Source organism: Nocardioides sp. TRM66260-LWL, assembly GCF_020075545.1.
Lineage (GTDB): Bacteria > Actinomycetota > Actinomycetes > Propionibacteriales > Nocardioidaceae > Nocardioides.
Genome location: NZ_JAIQZK010000001.1, coordinates 938380 through 959601, shown reverse-complemented (window position 1 = coordinate 959601; position 21222 = coordinate 938380). Strand labels below are relative to the sequence as shown.

The 21222-nt window shown below is 74.5% G+C and carries 16 protein-coding genes; 3 read left to right on the top strand and 13 right to left on the bottom strand.

What is annotated here, in order from left to right:
• Window positions 1-132 precede the first annotated feature (132 nt).
• On the top strand, window positions 133-1185 hold the full coding sequence (locus tag K8Z61_RS04580) for a beta-carotene 15,15'-dioxygenase, Brp/Blh family (protein WP_224127607.1): 1053 nt from the start codon (window positions 133-135) through the stop codon (window positions 1183-1185).
• Here the strand turns inward: K8Z61_RS04580 and K8Z61_RS04575 are convergent.
• From K8Z61_RS04575 to K8Z61_RS04565, 3 genes are read right to left on the bottom strand one after another with little or no spacing between them, the layout of a single operon-like run.
• The gene (locus tag K8Z61_RS04575; protein ID WP_224126959.1) at window positions 1172-2857 is read right to left on the bottom strand and encodes a ribonuclease J; all 1686 of its coding nucleotides are present in this window, start codon (window positions 2855-2857) and stop codon (window positions 1172-1174) included. The genes K8Z61_RS04580 and K8Z61_RS04575 overlap by 14 nt on opposite strands.
• A complete protein-coding gene (dapA, locus tag K8Z61_RS04570; protein ID WP_224126958.1) occupies window positions 2854-3759 on the bottom strand; it encodes a 4-hydroxy-tetrahydrodipicolinate synthase in 906 nt (301 codons plus the stop codon). Before dapA ends, K8Z61_RS04575 begins: the two co-directional genes overlap by 4 nt.
• Before the next feature lie 38 nt (window positions 3760-3797).
• A complete protein-coding gene (locus K8Z61_RS04565; RefSeq protein ID WP_224126957.1) occupies window positions 3798-4739 on the bottom strand; it encodes an LLM class F420-dependent oxidoreductase in 942 nt (313 codons plus the stop codon).
• An 84-nt stretch (window positions 4740-4823) separates the two neighbouring features.
• Here K8Z61_RS04565 and K8Z61_RS04560 point away from each other — a divergent pair, with 84 nt between their 5' ends.
• Window positions 4824-5786: a glycosyl hydrolase gene (locus tag K8Z61_RS04560; RefSeq protein WP_224126955.1), complete on the top strand. Its 963-nt coding sequence runs from the start codon at window positions 4824-4826 to the stop codon at window positions 5784-5786.
• 20 nt (window positions 5787-5806) lie between these two features.
• Here the strand turns inward: K8Z61_RS04560 and treZ are convergent, their stop codons facing one another.
• The 8 genes from treZ to gcvT form a co-directional block, all read right to left on the bottom strand.
• Entirely contained in the window at window positions 5807-7678 is a 1872-nt protein-coding gene (treZ, locus tag K8Z61_RS04555) for a malto-oligosyltrehalose trehalohydrolase (RefSeq protein ID WP_224126953.1), read from the bottom strand.
• A complete protein-coding gene (gene treY / locus K8Z61_RS04550; RefSeq protein WP_224126951.1) occupies window positions 7675-10095 on the bottom strand; it encodes a malto-oligosyltrehalose synthase in 2421 nt (806 codons plus the stop codon). Before treY ends, treZ begins: the two co-directional genes overlap by 4 nt.
• A complete protein-coding gene (gene glgX / locus K8Z61_RS04545) occupies window positions 10092-12347 on the bottom strand; it encodes a glycogen debranching protein GlgX (RefSeq protein WP_224126949.1) in 2256 nt (751 codons plus the stop codon). The genes treY and glgX overlap by 4 nt, the downstream gene beginning before the upstream one ends.
• Window positions 12348-12565: 218 nt before the next feature.
• Entirely contained in the window at window positions 12566-13057 is a 492-nt protein-coding gene (locus K8Z61_RS04540; protein ID WP_224126947.1) for a dihydrofolate reductase, read from the bottom strand.
• Window positions 13058-13067: 10 nt separating this feature from the next.
• Window positions 13068-13880 carry a thymidylate synthase gene (locus K8Z61_RS04535; RefSeq protein ID WP_224126946.1) on the bottom strand — a complete coding sequence of 271 codons (813 nt, stop codon included), beginning with the start codon at window positions 13878-13880 and terminating at the stop codon, window positions 13068-13070.
• A gap of 9 nt (window positions 13881-13889) precedes the next feature.
• A complete protein-coding gene (locus K8Z61_RS04530; RefSeq protein WP_224126944.1) occupies window positions 13890-14801 on the bottom strand; it encodes a PhzF family phenazine biosynthesis protein in 912 nt (303 codons plus the stop codon).
• A 4-nt stretch (window positions 14802-14805) separates the two neighbouring features.
• Window positions 14806-15093, bottom strand: a complete 288-nt coding sequence (locus K8Z61_RS04525; protein WP_224126943.1) for a hypothetical protein — start codon at window positions 15091-15093, stop codon at window positions 14806-14808.
• Window positions 15090-16259 carry a glycine cleavage system aminomethyltransferase GcvT gene (gcvT, locus tag K8Z61_RS04520; RefSeq protein ID WP_224126942.1) on the bottom strand — a complete coding sequence of 390 codons (1170 nt, stop codon included), beginning with the start codon at window positions 16257-16259 and terminating at the stop codon, window positions 15090-15092. Before gcvT ends, K8Z61_RS04525 begins: the two co-directional genes overlap by 4 nt.
• An 83-nt stretch (window positions 16260-16342) precedes the next feature.
• On the opposite strand from gcvT, the gene K8Z61_RS04515 reads away from it, so the two are divergent.
• On the top strand, window positions 16343-17941 hold the full coding sequence (locus K8Z61_RS04515) for a leucyl aminopeptidase (RefSeq protein WP_224126940.1): 1599 nt from the start codon (window positions 16343-16345) through the stop codon (window positions 17939-17941).
• Between the two features lie 36 nt (window positions 17942-17977).
• On the opposite strand, the gene K8Z61_RS04510 is transcribed toward K8Z61_RS04515, so the two are convergent.
• Window positions 17978-19126 (bottom strand): class I SAM-dependent RNA methyltransferase, encoded by a 1149-nt coding sequence (locus K8Z61_RS04510; protein ID WP_224126939.1) that lies wholly within the window; start codon window positions 19124-19126, stop codon window positions 17978-17980.
• Window positions 19123-21174 (bottom strand): APC family permease, encoded by a 2052-nt coding sequence (locus K8Z61_RS04505; RefSeq protein ID WP_374227899.1) that lies wholly within the window; start codon window positions 21172-21174, stop codon window positions 19123-19125. The genes K8Z61_RS04510 and K8Z61_RS04505 overlap by 4 nt, the downstream gene beginning before the upstream one ends.
• Between the last annotated feature and the right edge of the window lie 48 nt (window positions 21175-21222).

The following is a 21222-nucleotide window of genomic DNA, read 5'->3' as shown; positions in this document are numbered from 1 at the left end:
CAGTGCGATCACTCGCCAGTGTGCGCCGTCACAGTGAATCTCGACATCTACCTTCGGCCAGTGTTGAGATTTGTACACTCGGGGTCGGGACGCGATGGCGCGCCCGACGAGCGAGGGAGGCCGGCAGTGACGATGCTCCGTCCGGTACCGGCCCCCGTCCCCGCCTCCAGCCCGCTCCGTGCGCTGCGCGCCGGGGTCATCGGCTCGCGTCGGGCCGCGCTCGTCGGGGTCGGCGTCGGCGCCCTGCTGACCGGCGCGGCGGCAGTCGGCCTCGCGTCCGGCCCGGCCGAGGCCCTCACCTGGTCGCTGGTCGGCCTCGGTCTCCTGGTCGGGCTGCCGCACGGCTCGATCGACCACGTGCTGGCCGCCCGGATGACCGGGTGGTCGCTGCCGGTGGCCGCCGCGGCCTACGGGGCGGTGGCCGCGGCGACCTGGGGGCTGCTGCACGCGCCCCACGGCGTCGGAGCCGCCACCCTCGTCGGGGTGCTGGCGCTGAGCCTGCTGCACTTCGGCCTCGGCGAGCTCGAGGTCTTCCGGGCCGACGCCGCCTGGCACCCCGCGCCGGCGGTCGCGGCGGCGCTCGCGCTCGCCGGGACGGGCGCGCTCCTCGTCCCGCTGGCCCGGGCGGGGGACGATCTCGTGGGGGTCGCGACCTCCATCTCGCCGACGCTGGGCGCGGTGCTGTCCTCGCCGGCGGCCCGCCTGGGCCTGATCGCGGTCTGGGGTGCGGCGCTGCTCGTCGCGGTCGCCGCCGCCTGGCGGGCGGGACGATCCGACGTGGCGCGCGACCTGCTGCTCGTCGCGGCGCTCGGGACCCTCGCTCCCCCGCTGCTCGCCTTCGCCTGGTGGTTCGGCGGCTGGCACGGCGTGCGGCACCTCGCGCGGCTGCTCGGAGCCGAGCCGGGGTCCGCGCGCCTCCTCGAGCGCGAGGGCGTCGGGCCCGCCGCCCGTCACCTGGCCCGGATCGCCGCCGCGCCGTCGCTGGCCGCGGCCGCCACCGTCGTGGCGCTGCTCGTGCTGACGGCAAGAGCGGGCGACCCGACGGCGGCCCTCGGCGGGACCCTCGTCACGCTGCTGGCGCTGACGGTGCCGCACATGGCGGTGGTCCTGTGGATGGACCTGCGGACCTGGCGGACCGAGCGGACTCGGCGGCCCGCCGCCGGGCGCGCGCTCAGGCCTCGATGACCACCGGGATGATCATCGGCCGACGGCGGTGCGCGGTGTTGACCCAGCGGCCGATCACGCGACGCACCGTCTGCTGCAGCTGGTAGGCGTCGGTGTTGCCCTCCGCGATCGCACGGTCGAGGGCGTCGGCGATCGCGGGCTTCACCTCGTCGAAGTCGGCGTCGTCGAGGGTGTTGCCGCGGGCGTGCACCTCGGGGCCGCTCACGACCTTGCCGGTGACCGAGTCGACCACCACGATGACGGAGATGAAGCCCTCCTCGCCGAGGATGCGACGGTCCTTGAGGTCGGACTCGGTGATGTCGCCGACCGACGACCCGTCGACGAACACGTAGCCGCACTCGACCTTGCCGGCGACCTGAGCGCGACCCTCGACGAGGTCGACGACCATGCCGTCCTCGGCGATCACGACGCTCTCGACGCCGGTCTGCCGGGCGAGGTCGCCGTTCGCGAGGAGGTGGCGGATCTCGCCGTGCACCGGCAGCACGTTGCGGGGACGCACGATGTTGTAGCAGTAGAGCAGCTCGCCGGCGCTCGCGTGGCCCGAGACGTGCACCATGGCGTTGCCCTTGTGCACGACCCGCGCACCCCACCGGGCCAGGCCGTTGATGACCCGGTACACCGCGTTCTCGTTGCCGGGGATCAGGCTCGAGGCGAGCAGGACGGTGTCGCCCTCCTCGATGTGCACGAAGTGGTGGTTGCGCTGCGCGATCCGCGAGAGCGCCGACATCGGCTCGCCCTGCGAGCCGGTGGAGATCAGCACCTGGTGCTGCGGCGGCAGGTCGGCGAGCTCCTTGGCGTCGACCAGCGTGTTCGGCGGCACCTTGAGGTAGCCGAGCTCCGCCGCGATCGCCATGTTGCGCACCATGGAGCGTCCGACGTACGCCACCTGCCGCTCGTGGGCGTAGGCGGCGTCGAGGATCTGCTGCACACGGTGCACGTGCGAGGCGAAGCAGGCGACGATGATGCGCTGGCGCGACTCGCGGAAGACCTGGTCGACGACCGGCGTGATCTGCTTCTCCGCCGGCGTGAACCCCGGCGTCTCGGCGTTGGTGGAGTCGGTGAGGAAGAGGTCGACCCCCTCCTCGCCGAGCCGCGCGAACGCGCGCAGGTCGGTGATGCGACCGTCGAGCGGCAGCTGGTCCATCTTGAAGTCGCCGGTGTGCAGCACGAGGCCGGCGGGGGTGCGGATCGCGACGGCCAGCGCGTCGGGGATGGAGTGGTTGACCGCGACGAACTCGAGCTCGAAGGGGCCGAGGGTGAGCCGGTCGCCCTCCCGCACCTGGTGGTGCACCGTCTCGCGCAGCCGGTGCTCGCGCAGCTTCGAGGTGAGCAGCGCCAGGGTGAGCTCGGAGCCGATCAGCGGGATGTCCTGGCGCTCGCGCAGCAGGTAGGGCGTGGCGCCGATGTGGTCCTCGTGGCCGTGGGTGAGGACGAGGCCCTCGACGGCGTCGAGCCGGTCGCGGATCGAGGACCAGTCGGGGAGGATGAGGTCGACGCCGGGCTGGTGGTCCTCGGGGAAGAGCACGCCGCAGTCGACGATCAGCAGGCGGCCGTCGTACTCGAAGGTCGTCATGTTGCGGCCGACGTCGCCCAGGCCGCCGAAGGGGGTGACCCGCAGCCCGCCGGGGGCGAGCGGCTGGGGGGCGGTCAGCTCGGGGTGGGAGTGGCTCACAGGAGTCCTGCCGTCGAGAGGGCGGAGCGCAGGGCGGCGAGCTCGTCGTCGTCCAGCGGCACGAGGGGCGAGCGCACGGTGCGGTGCTCGAGCACCCCGAGCAGCTCGAGGGCGCCCTTGGCGGTGGTGGCGCCGTAGTTCGGGACGCCCATGACGGCGTCGAAGACCGGCAGCAGCCGGCGGTACGTGGCGAGCGCGCCGGCGGTGTCGCCGGCGAGGAAGTCGTCGATCATCGAGGCGAGCTCACGGCCCGCGGCGTGGCCGACCACGGAGACCAGCCCGCAGGCGCCGTGAGCCAGGAAGCCGAGGGTGTTAGCGTCGTCGCCGGAGTAGACGGCCAGGCCGAGCTCGGCGATGCGCGCGGCCCGCGGCATGTCGCCGACGGCGTCCTTCACCGCCACGACCTGCTCCCAGGCGGCGGTCTCGGCGTAGGTCTCCAGGGCGATCGTGCTGCCCGTGCGGCCGGGGACGTCGTAGAGCATGACGGGCAGCTCGGCGGCGTCGACGACGTGGCGGAAGTGCTGCAGGATGCCGCGCTGGCCGGGCTTGTTGTAGTACGGCGTGACGAGCAGGACGCCGTCGGCTCCGCGCTCGCGGGCCTGCCGCGCCAGCGAGAGCGACGTGCGGGTGTCGTTGGTGCCCACCCCGGCGACGAGGTGGACGTCCGGGCCCACGGCGTCGCGCACCGCGGCCAGCGTCTCGCCGTCCTCCTCGGGCGTGGTGGTGGGCGACTCGCCCGTGGTGCCGGAGACGACCAGGCCGTCGTTGCCCGTCGCGACCAGGTGCTTGGCCAGCCGCTGGACGGAGTCGAGGTCGAGCGAGCCGTCACGGTGGAACGGCGTCGCCATCGCGGTGAGCATGCGCCCGAACGGCGCGGCGGGGGCGATCGGGGCGTCGGTCACGGGGGTCAGGCTAGCGCTCGGGAGGTGCTGGCCCGGCATCACGACACCGCGGGGAGCACCTCGGCGGCCACCAGGCGCAGGTGGTCGAGGTCGGCGAGGTCGAGGGTCTGCAGGTAGAGCCGGTCGTGGCCGGCCTCGGCGTAGCGCCCGATGCGGTCGACGACCTCGGGCACCAGACCCGCCAGGCCGTTCTCGCGCAGCTCGTCGACCTCGCGGCCGATCGCCGCGGCGCGACGCGCCAGCTCGGCCTCGGTCTCGGCCACGCACAGGACGAGCGCGGTCGACCACGTCATCGTCGCGGGATCGCGTCCGATCTCCTCGCAGGCGCGGCGCACCCGCTCGACCTGGGCCTGCCCGTCGTCGAAGGACATGAAGGGCACGTTGAACTCGTCGGCGTACCGGGCCGCGAGCGCCGGGGTGCGGCGCTTGCCGCCACCCCCGATCAGGACGGGCGGGCCGCCGGCGACGCCGGAGGTCTGCACCGGCTTGGGCAGGCCCGGGGAGTCGACCACCGTGTAGTGCTCGCCGGCGAAGGAGAACCCGTCGGGGCCGGTGGCGCCCCACAGGCCGGTGACGACGGCGAGCTGCTCCTCGAAGCGGTCGAAGCGGGTGCGGGTGTCGGGGAACGGGATGGCGTAGCGCTCGTGCTCCTGGGCGAACCAGCCGGCGCCCAGCCCCAGCTCGACCCGGCCGCCGCTCATCTGGTCGACCTGGGCGACGGAGATCGCCAGCGGGCCGGGGTGCCGGAAGGTCGCGCTGGTCATCAGGGTGCCGAGCCGGATGGTGGAGGTCTCCCGGGCGAGCGCGGCGAGGGTGAGCCAGGCGTCGGTCGGGCCCGGCAGCCCGGGCGTGCCCATGCCGAGGTAGTGGTCGGAGCGGAAGAAGGCGCCGAAGCCGAGCCGCTCGGCCTCCTGCGCCACCGCGAGGAGGTCGTCGTAGGTGGCGCCCTGCTGGGGCTCGGTGAACACGCGCAGCTCCATGGCCCCACCCTGCCACGGCCGCCCCGTCGCTCCCATCCCGCGGAACCGCCGGACGCGGCCGTCCTCGTCGGCGAGGATGGGCGCGTGCTGACGCGCCGCCTGCTGCTCGGGACGGGGGCCTCCGCCGTGCTCGGCCCCGGCCTGCTCGGCGTGCTGCCGGACGTCGGCCTGCCCGCCGAGGCGGCGAGCGTCCCCCTCGCGCGGCGGATCGGCCTGGCCTCCCCCGGGCTGCCGTCCTCGGAGCAGGCCTTCCGGGAGACCTCCGGGGCGCTCGGCATCGCGCCGGTCAGCGCCACGTTCTTCATGTCCTGGGCGGGCGAGCCGGCCTTCCCGGCCGACCTGGTGCGCGGGCTCGCCCGCACCCGCAGCGTCCCGGTGCTGACGTGGGAGCCGTGGGACCCCGCCGGCGGGCCGGAGCAGCCGGCCTACCGGCTGGCCCGGATCGCCGCCGGCCGCCACGACGCCTACCTGCGGCGCTTCGCCCGCGAGCTGCGCCGCTACGAGGGCCGGGTCGTGCTGCGGCTGATGCACGAGCCGAACGGCTCCTGGTACCCGTGGGCGGTGGGCGTCAACGGCAACACCCCGCGCGACTACGTCCGCGCCTGGCGGCACGTCCACGGGGTGCTCGCCGACGCCGGTGCGCGCAACGTCGGCCTGCGGTTCTGCGTGTGCAGCGCCACCGTGCCGGGCTCGCCGCGCTGGGAGCGCTACTACCCCGGCGACCGGTTCGTCGACTCGGTCGGCGTCGACGCCTACAACTTCGGCACCAGCCAGGGCTGGTCGCACTGGCAGTCGTTCCGACGGCTGGTGGCGCCCACGGCCGAGCGGTTCGCGGCGCTGAGCCGGCGTCCGCTGCACGTCGACGAGACGGCGTGCGCCGAGCAGGGCGGCGACAAAGCCGCGTGGGTGCGGGGCATGTTCGCCCACCTGCGCGCGCACCCCGAGATCCGCACCGCCACCTGGTTCGACTTCGCCAAGGAGGCCGACTGGCGGGTGCTCTCCAGCGACCGCTCGCTGCAGGCCTTCCGGGCGGCGCTGCACGCCTGAGCCGGTCGGGTCGTCCCGACTCAGTCGCCGACCACGGCTCCCGCGTGCGCCGGCAGGACCAGCTCGCCGTCGGCGAGCCGGACGTCGTCCTGCGTCGCGAGGAGGAGGGCGGCGTCCCCGACCGGCACGGTGACGGGCGCGTCGCCGAGGTTCGCCAGCACGGTGGTCGGGCCGCGCCCAAGGCGCACCAGCCCGTCGTCGACCGTGCAGGTCGTGGCGACGAACGACGGGTCGGTGAGCTCGGGGCGCGCGCGCCGCAGCGCGATCAGCGCGCGGTACCGCTCCAGCGTGCGGGCGTGCCGGCCCTCGGTGGACTCCCGCCAGTCCAGGCGCGAGCGCTCGAAGGTCGCGGGGTCCTGGGGGTCCGGCACGACGTCGGGATCCCAGCCCATCGCCTCGAACTCGGCGAGCCGGCCCTCGGCGGTCGCCTTCCCGAGCTCGGGCTCCGGGTGGGAGGTGAAGAAGCAGAAGGGGGTCGACGCGGCCCACTCCTGCCCCTGGAAGAGCATCGGGGTGAACGGCGAGGTCAGCAGCAGCAGCGCCGAGCAGGCGACGAGCCCCTCGTCGAGGTGGGCGTCGGGTCGGTCCCCGACGGCCCGGTTGCCCACCTGGTCGTGGTTCTGGGTCGTGACGACGAAGCGCCACGCGGGCGTCGTGGCGGTGTCGATCGGGACGCCGTGCGGTCGGCCGCGGAAGCTGCTCCACGTGCCGTCGTGCAGGAAGCCCCGCGTCATCACCTTCGGCAGCGCGCCGGGGTCGGCGAAGTCGGCGTAGTAGCCGTCGGTCTCGCCGGTGATCGCGACGTGCAGCGCGTGGTGGACGTCGTCGCTCCACTGCGCGTGCAGCCCGAGGCCGCCCGCCTCCCGCGGCGTCACCAGGCGGGGGTCGTTGAGGTCGGACTCGGCGATCAGCGTGAGCGGGCGGCGCAGGTGGGCGGCCAGCGCGTCGGTCTCGACGGCGAGCTCCTCGAGCAGGTGCCGGGGAGAGGCGTCGCGCAGCGCGTGCACGGCGTCGAGGCGCAGGCCGTCGACGTGGAGGTCGAGGGCGAACATCGCGGCGTCGTCGAGGATCAGGCGGCGCACCTCGTCGGAGCCGTCGCCGTCGAGGTTCACCAGGTCGCCCCAGGTGCTGCGGCCGTCCTTGAGGTAGGGGCCGAACAGCGGCAGGTAGTTGCCGGACGGCCCGAGGTGGTTGTGGACGACGTCCTGGATCACCCCGAGCCCGGCGCCGTGCGCGGCGTCGACGAATCGCGCGTACGCCTCCGGCCCGCCGTAGGCCTCACTGACCGCGAACCAGCCGACGCCGTCGTAGCCCCAGTTGTGCGTGCCGTTGACCGCGTTGACCGGCAGCAGCTCGACGAGGTCGACGCCGAGGGAGACCAGGTGCCCGAGCCGGCCGATGGCCGCGTCGAGGGTGCCCTCGGGCGTGAACGTGCCGACGTGCAGCTCGTAGACGACCGAGCCGGCCAGCGGGCGGCCGGTCCAGGCGTGGTCGGTCCAGGGGAACGCGCTCGGGTCGACGGTCCGCGAAAGGCCGTGGACGCCGTCGGGCTGCCGCCGCGAGCGCGGGTCCGGACGCGGCGTCTCCTCGCCGTCGAGCAGGTAGCCGTAGTCGAGCTCCCCGCCGGCCAGCAGCTCGGCGGCGGGCGTGTCGGGGGTCCACCAGCCGGCGTCGTCGCGGGCCATCGGGACGATCCGCTCCCCCGGGTCGCCGGGAGCGCCGCCGGCGGGCCGGACGAGCAGCCGCACGCGCTCGGGGCGCGGCCCCCAGACGTCGAGCACCGGGCGGGTGGCGTGGGTCGAGCGCGGGTCGGGCCGGGTGGCCAGGTCGAGCGCCGAGAGCAGACCGGCCGCCCGAGGCGGGCGGGGACGGCCGGGGGCGGGGGTGCTCATGCGTCCTCCCGGACGAGGAGGGCGACGGGCAGGTCGGCGAGCAGGTCGGCCAGGCGCACGGCGTCCTCGTGGACCGGCGCCTGGTCCGGGGCGAGGTGGTCGCGCCAGCGGCCCTCCGGCAGGGGCAGCTCGGTGTCGCCCCAGCCGCCGCGGGCGGCCAGGCCGAGCGGCAGCCGGGTCGCGACGGCCAGCAGGCCACCGCGGTCGTAGGCCACCGCGTGCTCGGCGGCGGGGCCGGCCGCCGCGAGCGGCGCGTACGACGTCAGCAGCCCGGGACGGTCGCGCCGCAGTCGCAGCGCCGTCGCGGTCAGGTGGAGCTTGGCGGCGCCCGGGTCGTCCAGCCCGCGCGGGCGCTCGGCGCGCAGCGTCCCGGCGTCGAGGTCGGCGAGCAGGCGCTCCCGCAGGTCGAGGTCGACCGGGCGCCGGTTGTCGGGGTCGACGAGCGACTGCTCCCACAGCTCGGCGCCCTGGTAGACGTCCGGGACGCCGGGCAGCGTCAGCGCGAGCAGCCGGGCGGCCAGCGCGTTGCTCCAGCCGGGGTCGACGACGAGGTCGAGCAGTCCGTCGAGCGCCTCCCGCACCTGCGGGTCGTCGAAGGCGGCGTCGACCAGGGCGTGCGCGCGGGCCTCGAACGCCTCGTCCGGCGCGGTCCAGGTGGTGCCGGAGCCGGCCTCGCGCATCGCCTTCTCGGCATAGGCGTGCAGGCGGTCGCGGTAGTCGTCGAGTCCGTCCGCGGCCGGCCAGGCGCCGATGACGGCCTGCCACAGCAGCGAGGCCAGCACCGGATCGGGCGACGGGACGAGCGCGAGGAGCCGCTCGAGCGCCTCGCTCCACTGCCGCGGGCACTCGGCGAGCACCGCGATCCGCGCCCGGACGTCCTCGCCGCGCTTGGTGTCGTGGGTGCTGAGCGTGGTCATGGCGTGCGGCCAGCGCTCCTGCCGCTCGGCCATGGCGCGGTGCAGCTCGTCGGGGGCGATCGCGAAGACCGACGGATCGGCGCCGACCTCGGTGAGCGAGGTCAGCCGGGCGTAGCGGTAGAAGGCGCAGTCCTCGACGCCCTTGGCCATCACCATGCCGCTGGTCTGCTGGAACCGCTTGGCGGCGGCGAGGTCGGGGTCGCGCAGCCAGGGCTCGAGCACGTCGAGCGTCGGGACGAGGTCGGGGCGCCCACTGCGCGCGGCGGCCAGGGCCTGCTCGAGGTGCTCGACGCCGTCGGGCAGGTAGGAGCGGTAGACGGGGAAGCACGCGAGCAGCTCGGCGACGGCGTCCTCGGCGCGGTGGGCGGGCAGCGTGGGCAGGTGGCGGCGCAGGTCGCGGACGATGCGCTTGACCTCGCTGTGCAGGATGCCGTCGGCGACCTCGCGCTTGAGGTCGTGCACCATCGCCGCCCAGTCGACGCGCTCGCCGTCCGGGAGCCCGTGCAGCCGCGCCTCGAGGGTGTCCAGCGGCTCCTCCCCCGCCGGGTCGGTGAGCACGCGGTCGACCAGCGCGAGGACGTCGTAGCCGGTGGTGCCGTCGGTGGCCCAGCCGTCCGGCAGCCGCTCGCCGGGTTCCAGGATCTTCTCGATCAGCACGTAGGCGTCGCCGGTGAGCGCCGCGAGATCGGCGAGGTAGCCCCGCGGGTCGCGCAGGCCGTCGGGGTGGTCGACGCGCAGCCCGTCGACCAGGCCCTCGCGGAACCAGCGGCCGATCTCGACGTGGGTGTCGGCGAAGACGTCGGCCTCCTCGACCCGCACCGCGGCGAGCGTGTTGACCGCGAAGAACCGGCGGTAGTTCAGGGCGTCGTCGGCCTCGCGCCACGAGACGAGCTCGTAGTGCTGGCGGGCGTGCACGGCGTCGGGATCTTCCTCGACGCCGGAGGCGGTGCCCGGGGCCACGGGGAAGGCCTGGTCCCAGTAGTGCAGCTGGAGCACCCGCTCGCCGTCCGGGGCCTCGGCCTCGACGAGTCGCAGGTGGTCGATCGCGTCGCGGGCCGGCTGGAGGTCGTCGTCGCCGACCACCGGGATGCGCAGCCGCTGGCCGGCGGCGTCCCAGTCGATGTCGAAGACGTGCGCGTGCTCGGCCTCGCGCCCGTCGCGCAGCACCTCCCACCACCACGGGTCCTCGACCGGCGTCGCGACGCCGACGTGGTTCGGCACGATGTCGACCAGCACGCCCATCCGCGCGCCGTGCGCCGCGGACGCCACGGACGCCAGCCCCGCCGCGCCGCCGCGGTCGTCGTCGAGCCGGTCGTGGGCGACGACGTCGTAGCCGTGGGTGGAGCCGGGCTCGGCGGCGAGGATCGGCGAGAGGTAGACCCAGTCGACGCCGAGCGACCGCAGGTACGGCACCCGCCGGGCGGCCTCGTGCAGGTCGAGGTCGGCGGTGATCTGCAGGCGGTAGGTCGACGTCGGACGGCGGGCGGGCGGGCGGGTCACGCCTCGGCCCCCTCGACCGGCTCGTCGGCGGTCTGGGCCTCCTGGCCGGCCGAGGTGAGCGCGGCGACCGAGGCGTCCGCCGAGACGTCGACGGCCGGCGCGGCCGGCGCGTGCTGCTGCAGCACCAGGACGCTGCGGCCCGGCAGGCGCAGTGGCGCGCCCGACTCGAGCGCGTCGTCCCCGGTCGCGAGGACGCCGGCGGTGTCGAGCGCGACCTGCCAGCGCTCGGCGTACGCGGCGTCGGGGAGCACCGCGTCGACGTCGTCCGCGCCGGCGTTGAACCAGAGCAGGAAGTGGTCGTCGACGACCGCGCGTCCCCGCTCGTCGGCGCCCGCGATGGCGTCGCCGTTGAGGTACATGCCGAGCACTTGCGATCCGCTCGTCCAGTCGCCGTCGACCATCGGGCGGCCCTCGGGGTGCAGCCAGACGATGTCGTCGAGGCCGTCGCCCCCCGCGCCCTCGCGTCCCTCGACCGGCTCGGCGGTCGGCGAGCCGGTGAAGAAGCGCCGGCGACGGAACGTCGGGTGGTCGCGCCGCAGCCGGGCGACGGCGGCGGTGAACTCCAGCAGCGGCTCGTCGATGCGGTCCCAGTGCATCCAGGCGATCTCGGAGTCCTGCGCGTAGGTGTTGTTGTTGCCGTCCTGCGTGCGGCCGACCTCGTCGCCGTGCAGCAGCATCGGCACGCCCTGGGAGAGCAGCAGGGTCGCGAGCACGTTGCGCTGGGTCAGGGCGCGCAGGCGCAGGATCTCGGGGTCGTCGGTGGGGCCCTCGACGCCAAAGCTCTGGGAGCGGTTGTGGCTCTCGCCGTCGTTGTTGTCCTCGCCGTTGGCCTCGTTGTGCTTGCTGTCGTAGGAGACCAAGTCGCGGAGGGTGAAGCCGTCGTGCGCGGTGACGAAGTTGATCGACGCGAACGGCCGGCGTCCGGAGTGCTCGTAGAGGTCGGCGGAGCCGGCCAGGCGGCTGGCGAGCTCGCCGAGGCTCGGCTCGCCGCGCCAGAAGTCGCGCACGGAGTCGCGGAACTTGCCGTTCCACTCCGACCACTGCGGCGGGAAGCCGCCGACCTGGTAGCCGCCGGGGCCGACGTCCCACGGCTCGGCGATCAGCTTCACCTGGCTGACCACCGGGTCCTGCTGCACCAGCTCGAAGAAGGTGGCCAGCCGGTCGACCTCGTAGAACTCCCGGGCCAGGGTGGCGGCGAGGTCGAAGCGGAACCCGTCGACGTGCATCTCGGTGACCCAGTAGCGCAGGGAGTCCATGATCAGCTGCAGCGAGTGCGGGTGGCGCACGTTGAGGCTGTTGCCGGTGCCCGTGTAGTCCATGTAGTAGCGCGGGTCGTCCTCGACCAGGCGGTAGTACGCCTGGTTGTCGATGCCCTTCATGCTCAGCGTCGGCCCGAGGTGGTTGCCCTCGGCGGTGTGGTTGTAGACGACGTCGAGGATGACCTCGATGCCGGCGGCGTGCAGCGCCTTGACCATCGACTTGAACTCCTGCACCTGCAGGCCGCGGCCCGGCTCGGCGCGGTCGGCCGCGGAGTAGTCGGCGTGGGGGGCGAAGAAGCCGATCGTGTTGTAGCCCCAGTAGTTGCGCAGGCCCCGCTCGAGCAGCGCGTGGTCCTGGATGAACTGGTGCACCGGCATCAGCTCGACCGCCGTGACGCCGAGCCGCTGGAGGTGCTCGACGACCGCCGGGTGGCCCATCGCGGCGTAGGTGCCCTGCTGCTCCTCGGGGATCTCCGGGTGCAGGCGGGTCAGGCCCTTGACGTGGGCCTCGTAGATGACCGTCTCGTTGTAGGGCCGGCGCGGGGCGCGGTCGCCCTCCCAGTCGAAGAACGGGTTGATGACGACGGCCAGCATCATGTGCGCCGCGGAGTCGTCGTCGTTGCGCGCGTCCTCGTCGCCGAAGGGGTAGCTGAACAGGCTCGCGTCCCAGTCGAGGTCGCGGGTCGTGGCCTTGGCGTACGGGTCGAGCAGCAGCTTGGCCGGGTTGCACCGCAGGCCCTGGGAGGGATCCCACGGCCCGTGCACGCGGTAGCCGTACCGCTGACCCGGCTGCACCTGCGGCAGGTAGGCGTGCCACACGTGGGCGTCGACCTCGGTGAGCTCGACGCACTCCTCGGTCAGGCCGCCGTCCTCGCCGTCGTCGAACAGACAGAGCACGACCTTCTCCGCCACCTCGCTGAACACCGCGAAGTTCGTGCCGCGACCGTCGAAGGTCGCCCCCAGCGGATACGCGCTGCCCGGCCAAGTCTCCACGTGCTCTCCCTGCGTCGGCGGATCTACTTGAACGATCCAATCAGGGTGTCGCGGGCCTCGTCCCCACCCGGGCGGGGGGCGGGGTGGAGCGTCGGGGTGGAGCAGGCGACGTTCGCGGTTTCATCGGCTGACCGACGAAACTCGCGCTTGGACGATGAAACTTCAGCGTGCAGGTGCCAGTTTCATCGGTTGACCGATGAAACTGGCGCCGTCACCGGTCAGACCACCCGGCGCAGCCACACCCGCTCGAACCCGTCGAAGACCTCGCGATCGGTCTCCTCCCAGTCCTTCTCCGCGAACTCCGGGTAGCGGGCGTCACCGGGCGGGTCGAGCGGGATGATGCTGAGGATCTGCTCGCTGGCCAGGGGCAGGGCGGCCGCGTAGACCTGGGCGCCGCCGGCGATGATCACCTCGCCCTCGTGGAGCGCGGCCTTCATCAGGGCCCGCTCGAGGCCGTGGGCGACGAGGACGGCGTCGCTGCCGGGCGCCGGAGCCGGACGCCAGGCGCGGTCGCGGGTGAGGACGATGGTGGTGCGGCCGGGCAGCGGGCGGCCGATCGACTCGTAGGTGGTGCGCCCCATGACGAGCGTGTGCCCGAGGGTGACCTCCTTGAACAGCCGCTGCTCCCCCGGCACCGACCACGGGATGTCGGGTCCGTCGCCGATGACGCCGTTGCGCGCGACCGCCGCCACGCAGATAACCCGCTTCACGCCTGCCCCCTCACACCGCCACCGGCGCGGAGATGGCCGGGTGCGGGTCGTAGCCCTCGAGGACGAGGTGCTCGAGGTCGAAGGCGTCCAGGTCGGTGACGGACGGGTCGAGCCGCAGCGTCGGCAGCGGCCGGTGCTCGCGGGTGAGCTGCAGCCGGGCCTGGTCGAGGTGGTTGAGGTAGAGGTGGGCGTCGCCGAAGGTGTGGACGAAGTCGCCCGGCACCAGTCCGGTGACCTGCGCGACGAGGTGGGTCAGCAGCGCGTACGAGGCGATGTTGAACGGCACCCCGAGGAACACGTCGGCGGAGCGCTGGTAGAGCTGGCAGCTCAGCCGCCCGGGGCCGCCGTCGGGCGAGGGCGCGACGTGGAACTGGAACAGCGTGTGACACGGCGCGAGCGCCATCTGCGGCAGCTCCGCGACGTTCCAGGCCGAGACGACGTGCCGGCGCGAGTACGGGTCGGTGCGGATCTGCTCGACGATGCGGGCCAGCTGGTCGACGTGGCCGCCGTCGGGCGTCGGCCACGAGCGCCACTGCCGCCCGTAGATCGGGCCGAGGTCGCCGGCCTCGTCGGCCCACTCGTCCCAGATCGAGATGCCGCGCTCGTGCAGCCAGGCGACGTTGGTGTCGCCCCGCAGGAACCACAGGAGCTCGCCGAAGACCGAGCGGGTGTGCACCTTCTTGGTGGTCACCAGCGGGAACCCCGCACCGAGGTCGAAGCGCAGCTGGTGGCCGAAGACCGAGAGCGTGCCGGTGCCGGTGCGGTCGGACCGCTCGACCCCCTCGTCGAGGATGCGGGTGAGGAGGTCGTGGTAGCCCTGCATGCGGCGAACCTATCGAACCGGCCCGGCGCCGAGGCGCACCTGCCCGACGATCGTCGAGACCGTGGTCCCGCCGACCCAGACGTCGTCGCCGCGCCGCTCGACGAGCACGCGCCCGGCGCGGCCGAGCACCGTGCCCTGCGCCGCCACGTAGCGCTGCGGCAGGACGCGTCCGGCGAGCCACTGGCCGAGCCCGGCGTTGAGGCTCCCCGTGACGGGGTCCTCCCCCACGCCCAGGCTGGGGACGAAGGCGCGCACCTCGACGGCGGGTGCGTCCTCCGCGGGATCAGCCGTGGGGTCCTCCGCGGGATCGGCCGCGGACTCGGCCGCGGGGTCGGGCCCGTGCAGGCCGGCGACGCCGACCCGCAGCTCGCCGAGCGCGGGCAGATCGGGTCGCAGGGCCAGCACGGTCGCGGCGTCGCGGAGCAGGACGCCGATCCATCCCGGTCCGTTGTCGAGCCAGGCGGCGTCGAGCACGTCGTCGCCGGTGAGCGAGAGCGCCGCGAGGATGCGGTCGAGGTGCTCGGGCTCCACCGGCCCGGACCGCAGCAGCAGCGGGGCAGCGAACGAGAGGACCTCGTCGCGCCGCAGGCGGACCGGTCCGACCCCGCATTCCTGGACGACGACGCCCTCGTCCCGGGGCACGCCGCCGGCCTCGAGCCATGCGTGCGCGGACCCGAGGGTGGGGTGGCCGGCGAACGGCAGCTCGCCGCCGGGCGTCCAGATGCGGACGCGGTAGTCGGCCGTCGGGTCGCTCGGCGCGAGCAGGAAGGTCGTCTCGGAGAGGTTGGTCCAGCGGGCGAACGCGGCCATGGCGTCGTCGTCGAGGTCGTCGGCGTCGTGGACGACCGCGACAGGGTTGCCGCGCGCGCCGAGCGGGCCGGAGCCGAAGACGTCGACCTGACGGAAGGGTCGGACGGTCACCGGATCAGGCGTCCAGGCCCATCGGGCCGTAGACCTCGCGGTCGAGCTCGAGGAGCGTGACCGAGGCGACGCCCGAGGCCCGGAGCTCGCGCCACACCTCGCCGAGCCACGACTCGGCGTCGCCCTGCTGGGTGAAGCGCTGGTCGACGAGCTCGCGCACGTCGACGCCCTCGGGCGGGGTCAGCGCGCCCGCGCCGACCTCGGCGCCCGCGGCGTCGAGCAGGCGCCAGGCCCACGGCCGCTCCTGCGGCGTCGGCGGACGGAACGTGGCGGGGTCGTCAGGCAGGTTCATGCGGTGGCCTCCCGGACCGATGAGGGGACGAACGGCGGCGTGGTGACGGTGAACGGCTCGGGACGACCGCGCACGTCGACGACCACCTCGGCGCCGACCGGCACCGAGGCGTCGAGCAGGGCGAGGCCGACGCCGCGGCGCAGCGTCGGCGAGAAGGTGCCCGAGGTGAGCTCGCCGACCACGGCGCCGTCGAGCCCGTCGGCGGCGGTCAGCACCCGCATGTGCGGGCGCGGGATGCCGCGCCCGGAGGCGACCAGCCCGCGCAGCAGCCGGGACGCGCCGGCCTCGCGGGCGGCCAGCAGCACCTCGCGGCCCCAGAACGCCGGCTTCGACCACCCGACGGCCCAGCCCAGCCGCGCCTCGAGCGGCGTGACCTCGGGGCCGATGTCCTGCCCGTGCAGGGCGTAGCCCATCTCGGTGCGCAGCGTGTCGCGGGCGCCGAGACCGGCCGGGAGCAGGCCGTGCGGCTCGCCCGCCGCGACCAGCGCGTCCCACAGCGCCTCGGCGTCGGCGGCCGCGGCCAGCAGCTCGTAGCCGCGCTCGCCGGTGTACCCGGTGCGGCACACGACGACCTCGCCGACGCCGGGCGCGGCGCCGGGCACGGCCTCGACGAACGAGAGGTACTCGTGCCCCGCCGGCAGGCCGACCCCGGCGAGCACCGCGTCGCTGCGCGGGCCCTGGACGGCGAGGACGACGAGGTCGCGGTGCAGGTCGAGCACCTCGACCTCCGGCGCCCGCTCGGCGGCCGCCGTGCGCAGGCGGCGGGCCACCTCGGCGCTGTTGGCGGCGTTCGGCACCAGCAGGACGTCGTCGTCGGCGCGCCGATAGGCGATCAGGTCGTCGACGATGCCACCGGTGGCGTCGTCGCAGCACAGCGAGTACTGGGCCTGCCCGGCGCCGATGCGGCCGAGATCGGCGGTGAGGCAGGAGTCGACCAGCGCGACGGCGCCCGGGCCCCGCACCGCCACCTTGCCCAGGTGGCTGACGTCGAACAGGCCGACGGCCTCGCGGACGGCGGTGTGCTCGCGGACGGTGCCGGCCGCGTACTCCAGCGGCATCAGCCAGCCACCGAACTCCGAGAGCCGGGCGCCGAGGGCCTCGTGCCGCGCATGGAGCGGCGAGGTGATCGGCGACGTGATCGGCGAGGGACCGGGCTGGTCGGACATGTCGGCGAACCTACTGCAGGGCGCCGACAGGACCCTCCCGACGAGGGCGCGGCCCGGGCGCCGGCCGTGGCTATCCTCGCCGGGTGACGACCTTCGCCCTGCGCTCCGCCAGCCCCGCCAAGACCAAGGCCGACGCCGTCGTCGTCGGCGTGCTGCCCGCGGAGGCCGCCGAGCCGGCGCCCGCCGTCAAGGGCCGGGGCCGCGGCCGCGCGAAGGCGGCACCGGACGCCGAGCCGGTGCGCCTGGCGCCCGGGGCCGAGGACGTCGCCGAGGCCTACGGCCGGCGCCTGGCACCGCTGCTCGCCTCGATCGGCCACACCGGCGCCGCCGGCGAGGTGGCCAAGGTGCCCACGGCCGGCGTCATCGGCGCGCCCCTCCTGGTGCTCGTCGGCCTGGGCGCGCCGGACGCCGACGGCACCGTCGCCCCCACCGCCGTCCGGGACGCCGCGGGCTCGGCGGCCCGCGCGGTCACCAACGCCGCGTCCGTGGCCCTCGCGCTGCCCGCCGACTCCGCCGCGCTGGTCGGCGCCGCCACCGAGGGCTGGCTGCTCGGCGGCTACCGCTTCACCGCCTACCGCACCGAGTCCGCCACCGACCCCGTCGCCCCCAGCGAGGTCGTGGTGCTCTCCCCGGCCGCACGGCGCAGCGAGGTGACGTCCGCGTTCGACGAGTCCCAGCACCGGGCCGCCGCGGTGGCCGGCGCCCGCGACTGGGTCAACACCGCGCCCGGCGACCTGCGTCCGCCGGCCTTCGCCGACTCCGTGGCCGCGGCCGTGGCGGCGCTGAACAAGGACCTCGGCCGGGGCGCCACGAAGATCGGGATCACCGTGCACGACGAGGCCGCGCTCGCCGAGCTCGGCTGCGGCGGCATCCTCGCCGTCGGCGGCGGCTCCTCGGCCCCGCCGCGCCTGGTCGAGCTCACCTACGCGCCGAAGAACGCCACCGCGCACGTCGCGCTGGTCGGCAAGGGCATCACCTTCGACTCCGGCGGCCTGAGCATCAAGCCGGCGCAGGGCATGCACGAGATGAAGTCCGACATGGCCGGCGCCGCCGCCGTCCTGCAGGCCACCCTGCTGGCCGCGCGGCTGCAGCTGCCGATCCGCATCTCCACCTTCGCGCCGATGGCCGAGAACATGCTCTCCGGCTCGGCCGCGCGTCCCGGCGACGTCGCCCGCATCTACGGCGGCACCACGGTCGAGATGCAGAACACCGACGCCGAGGGCCGGATGATTCTCGCCGACGCCCTCGTCCGCGCCACCGAGGTCGAGCCCGACGCGATCCTCGACGTCGCCACCCTCACCGGCGCGATGGTCGTCGCGCTGGGCGACCGGGTCACCGGCGTGCTCGGCGAGCAGGCCACCGTCGACGCCGTGCTCGCGGCCGCCGACCGGGCCGGCGAGACCATGTGGCCGATGCCGATCCCCGAGGAGATGCGCCAGCGCGTGCGCTCCTCGAAGGTCGCCGACCTCGCCCAGGTCGACTGGGTGCGCTGGGGCGGCGGCCTCTACGCCGCCGCGTTCCTGCGCGAGTTCGTCGCCGGGAGGCCGTGGGCGCACCTCGACATCGCCGGCCCGTCGTTCACCGGCGGCGCCGCGCGCGGCCACGTGACGCCGGGCGGCACCGGCGTCGCGGTCGCCACGCTGGTGGAGTTCCTGCGGGCCGCCGGGGACGCCGGCGCCTGAGCGGGGGCGCCCCGTCGCAGCCCACGCGCCGGCCGCTCAGCGCTCCAGCAGCGCCACGCACTCCACGTGGTGCGTCATCGGGAACAGGTCGAAGGCGCGCAGCGCCGTGAGCCGGTACCCGTGCTCGGCCAGGAACGCGACGTCGCGGGCCAGCGCGGCGGGGTCGCAGGCCACGTAGGCGATCGCCCGGGGCGCCCGGTCGGCGATCGCCGCGCACACGGCCCGGCGCGCGCCCTCGCGGGGCGGGTCGAGGACGACGACGTCGAACGGCTCGTCGAGCTGCTCGGCCAGCACCGGCTCGACCGCGCCGGCGACGACGCGGGCCCCCGGGACGTTGCGCTTGGCGTGTCGGCACGCGGCGGCGTCGGCCTCGACCAGCACCACGCGTCCGGGCTCGCCGATCGCGTCGGCGAGGAACCGGCCGAAGAGCCCGACGCCGGCGTAGAGGTCCAGCGCCCGCTCGCCGGGCTGGGGGCGCAGCATCTCGAGCACGGTCGCGACGAGCACCGACGGCGCGGAGGGGTGCACCTGCCAGAAGCCGTCGTCGGCCACCTCAAAGGCCACCGGCTCCCCCGACGGCCCGGCCACCACGTGGTCGGACGGCGCGCCGGTGATCAGGCAGTCGTCGATCTCGACGACGTCGTGCGAGCGGTGCTTGCGCAGGCCCTTACGGCCCTCGCCGAGGTCGACGTAGCGCTGCCGGGTGCGCCAGCGCAGACCGCGCCGCAGCTGCGGGTCGTCGCCGCCGACCGGCTCGACGACGACGTCGAGCTCCAGCCCGGCGAGGCGCCGCAGCTGCTCGGCGACCACGGCCGCCTTGAGCCGCCGCTGGGCCGGCAGGGAGGCGTGCTGGAGGTCGCAGCCGCCGCAGCCGCCCGGCCCGGCCACCGGGCAGGGTGCCTGGACGCGGTCGGGCGAGGCGTCGAGCACCTCCACGGCGTCGGCCCGCCAGAACCGGTCGCCCTCGGAGCCCTCGGTGATCTCCAGGACCACCCGCTCGCCGGGCAGGCAGTGCCGGGTGAAGACGACCCGCGCCTCGGGCTCGGGCAGCCGGACGACGCAGTGGCCGCCGTGGGCGATCGGCCCCACCTCGGCCTCGAACCGCTCGCCGACGCGGGAGCGGCCCCGGTCGGCGCGCGGCCGGTTGACCCGGCGTCCGGGGGCGCGGCGCTGCTCGCGGCTCATCGCTGGATCTGCCCGCCGCGCGAGGAGCGGCGCTCGCGCGCGCGTCCGGACCGGAGGTCGCCGGGCCGCACCCGCAGCTCGTCGCGCCTCTCGCGCTGCCGCGCGATCTCCGAGGAGCGCAGCTGGAAGGGCACCGAGGTGACCATGACGCCGGGGCTGAACAGCAGCCGGCCCTTGAGCCGCAGCGCCGTCTGGTTGTGCAGGAGCTGCTCCCACCATCGACCCACGACGTACTCCGGGATGTAGACCGCGACGACGCCACGGGGGTTGGCCTTGCGGATCTCCGCGGCGTACTGGGCCACGGGTCGGACGAGCTCGCGGTAGGGCGAGTGCAGCACCTTGAGCGGCAGGTCGAGCCCGCGGGCGTCCCAGTCCTCCAGCAGGCGCCGGGTGGCGTCGTCGTCGACCGAGACGTAGACGCCCTCGAGCACGTTGGGACGGGTCGCCTTGGCGTAGGCCAGCGCCCGCAGCGTCGGCTTGTGCAGCTTGGAGACCAGCACGATCGCGTGGACGCGGGTGGGCAGCACGCTGTCGTCCTCGTCGGCGGCGAGCTCGGCCTCCACGTTGTCGTAGTGGCGGCGGATGCCGCGCATGACGAGGAAGAAGAACAGCATCGCGAGGATGGTGATCCAGGCGCCGGCGAGGAACTTGGTGACCAGCACGATCACGAGCACCACCGCGGTGAACGACAGGCCGATCGCGTTGATCGTGCGCGAGCGCACCATCCGCCGCCGCTGCGCGGGGTCGGTCTCGGTGCGCAGCAGCCGCGTCCAGTGGCGGATCATGCCGAGCTGGCTGAGGTTGAAGGAGACGAAGACCCCGACGATGTAGAGCTGGATCAGCCGGGTCGTCTCGGCGTCGAAGAGCACGATCAGGACGATCGCCATGATCGCGAGCATCAGGATGCCGTTGCTGTACGCGAGGCGGTCGCCGCGGTTGCCGAGCGCACGGGGCGCGAAGCCGTCCTTGGCCAGGATCGAGCCGAGCACCGGGAAGCCGTTGAAGGCGGTGTTCGCCGCGAGCACCAGGATGATGCCGGTGACGGTGACGACCAGGTAGAAGCCCACCGGGAAGCCGGAGAACACCGCGTCGGCGATCTGGGCGATCACCGCGTGCTGGTCGTAGTCGGCCGGCACCGGCTGCCCGTCGATCGTGAGCCGGCCGAGGTCGGCGGGGTCGACGTAGCGCAGCCCCATCTCCTTGGCCAGCACGATGACGCTGAGCATCATCGAGATCGCGATCATGCCGAGCAGCAGCAGCGTGGTCGCGGCGTTCCTGCTCTTGGGCCGCTGGAAGGCCGGGACGCCGTTGCTGATCGCCTCGACGCCGGTCAGCGCCGCACAGCCGGACGAGAACGCGCGGGCCAGCAGGAACACCAGCGCGAAGCCGGTCAGCTGTCCGCCGAGCCCCGGCTCGGGGGTGATGTCGAAGCGCGCCGACTCGACGTCGGGCAGGTTGCCGGCCAGCATCCGGGCGAAGCCCACGGCGCACATGCCGAGGATCGCCACCATGAACGCGTAGGTGGGCACCGCGAACACCGAGCCCGACTCGCGGATGCCCCGCAGGTTGATCGCCATCAGGATCACCACGAGCACCGACGCCAGCAGGGCCTCGTGGCCCTGCAGCGCCGGCAGCGCGGAGGCCGCGTACTGCGCGCCGGAGGAGATCGAGACGGCCACCGTGAGCACGTAGTCGACGAGCAGCGCGCTGGCCACCGTCGTCCCGGCGGTACGGCCGAGGTTGACGGTGGCGACCTCGTAGTCGCCGCCGCCGCTCGGGTAGGCGTGCACGGTCTGGCGGTACGAGGCGATGACGGCGGCCATCACCAGCGCCACCGCGATCGCGATCTTCCACGACCACACGTACTGCGCGACGCCGGCCAGCGAGAGCATGATGAAGACCTCGTCGGGGGCGTAGGCCACCGAGGAGAGCGCGTCGGAGGCGAACACCGGCAGCGCGATCCGCTTGGGGAGCAGCGTCTCCCCCAGCTGGGAGCTGCGCAGCTTGCGGCCCAGCAGGATCCGCTTGGACACATCTCCGACGCTCACGGGGCGCAACCCTAGGCGAGGCATCGCCCCGGCGACGAGCGAGCGGCG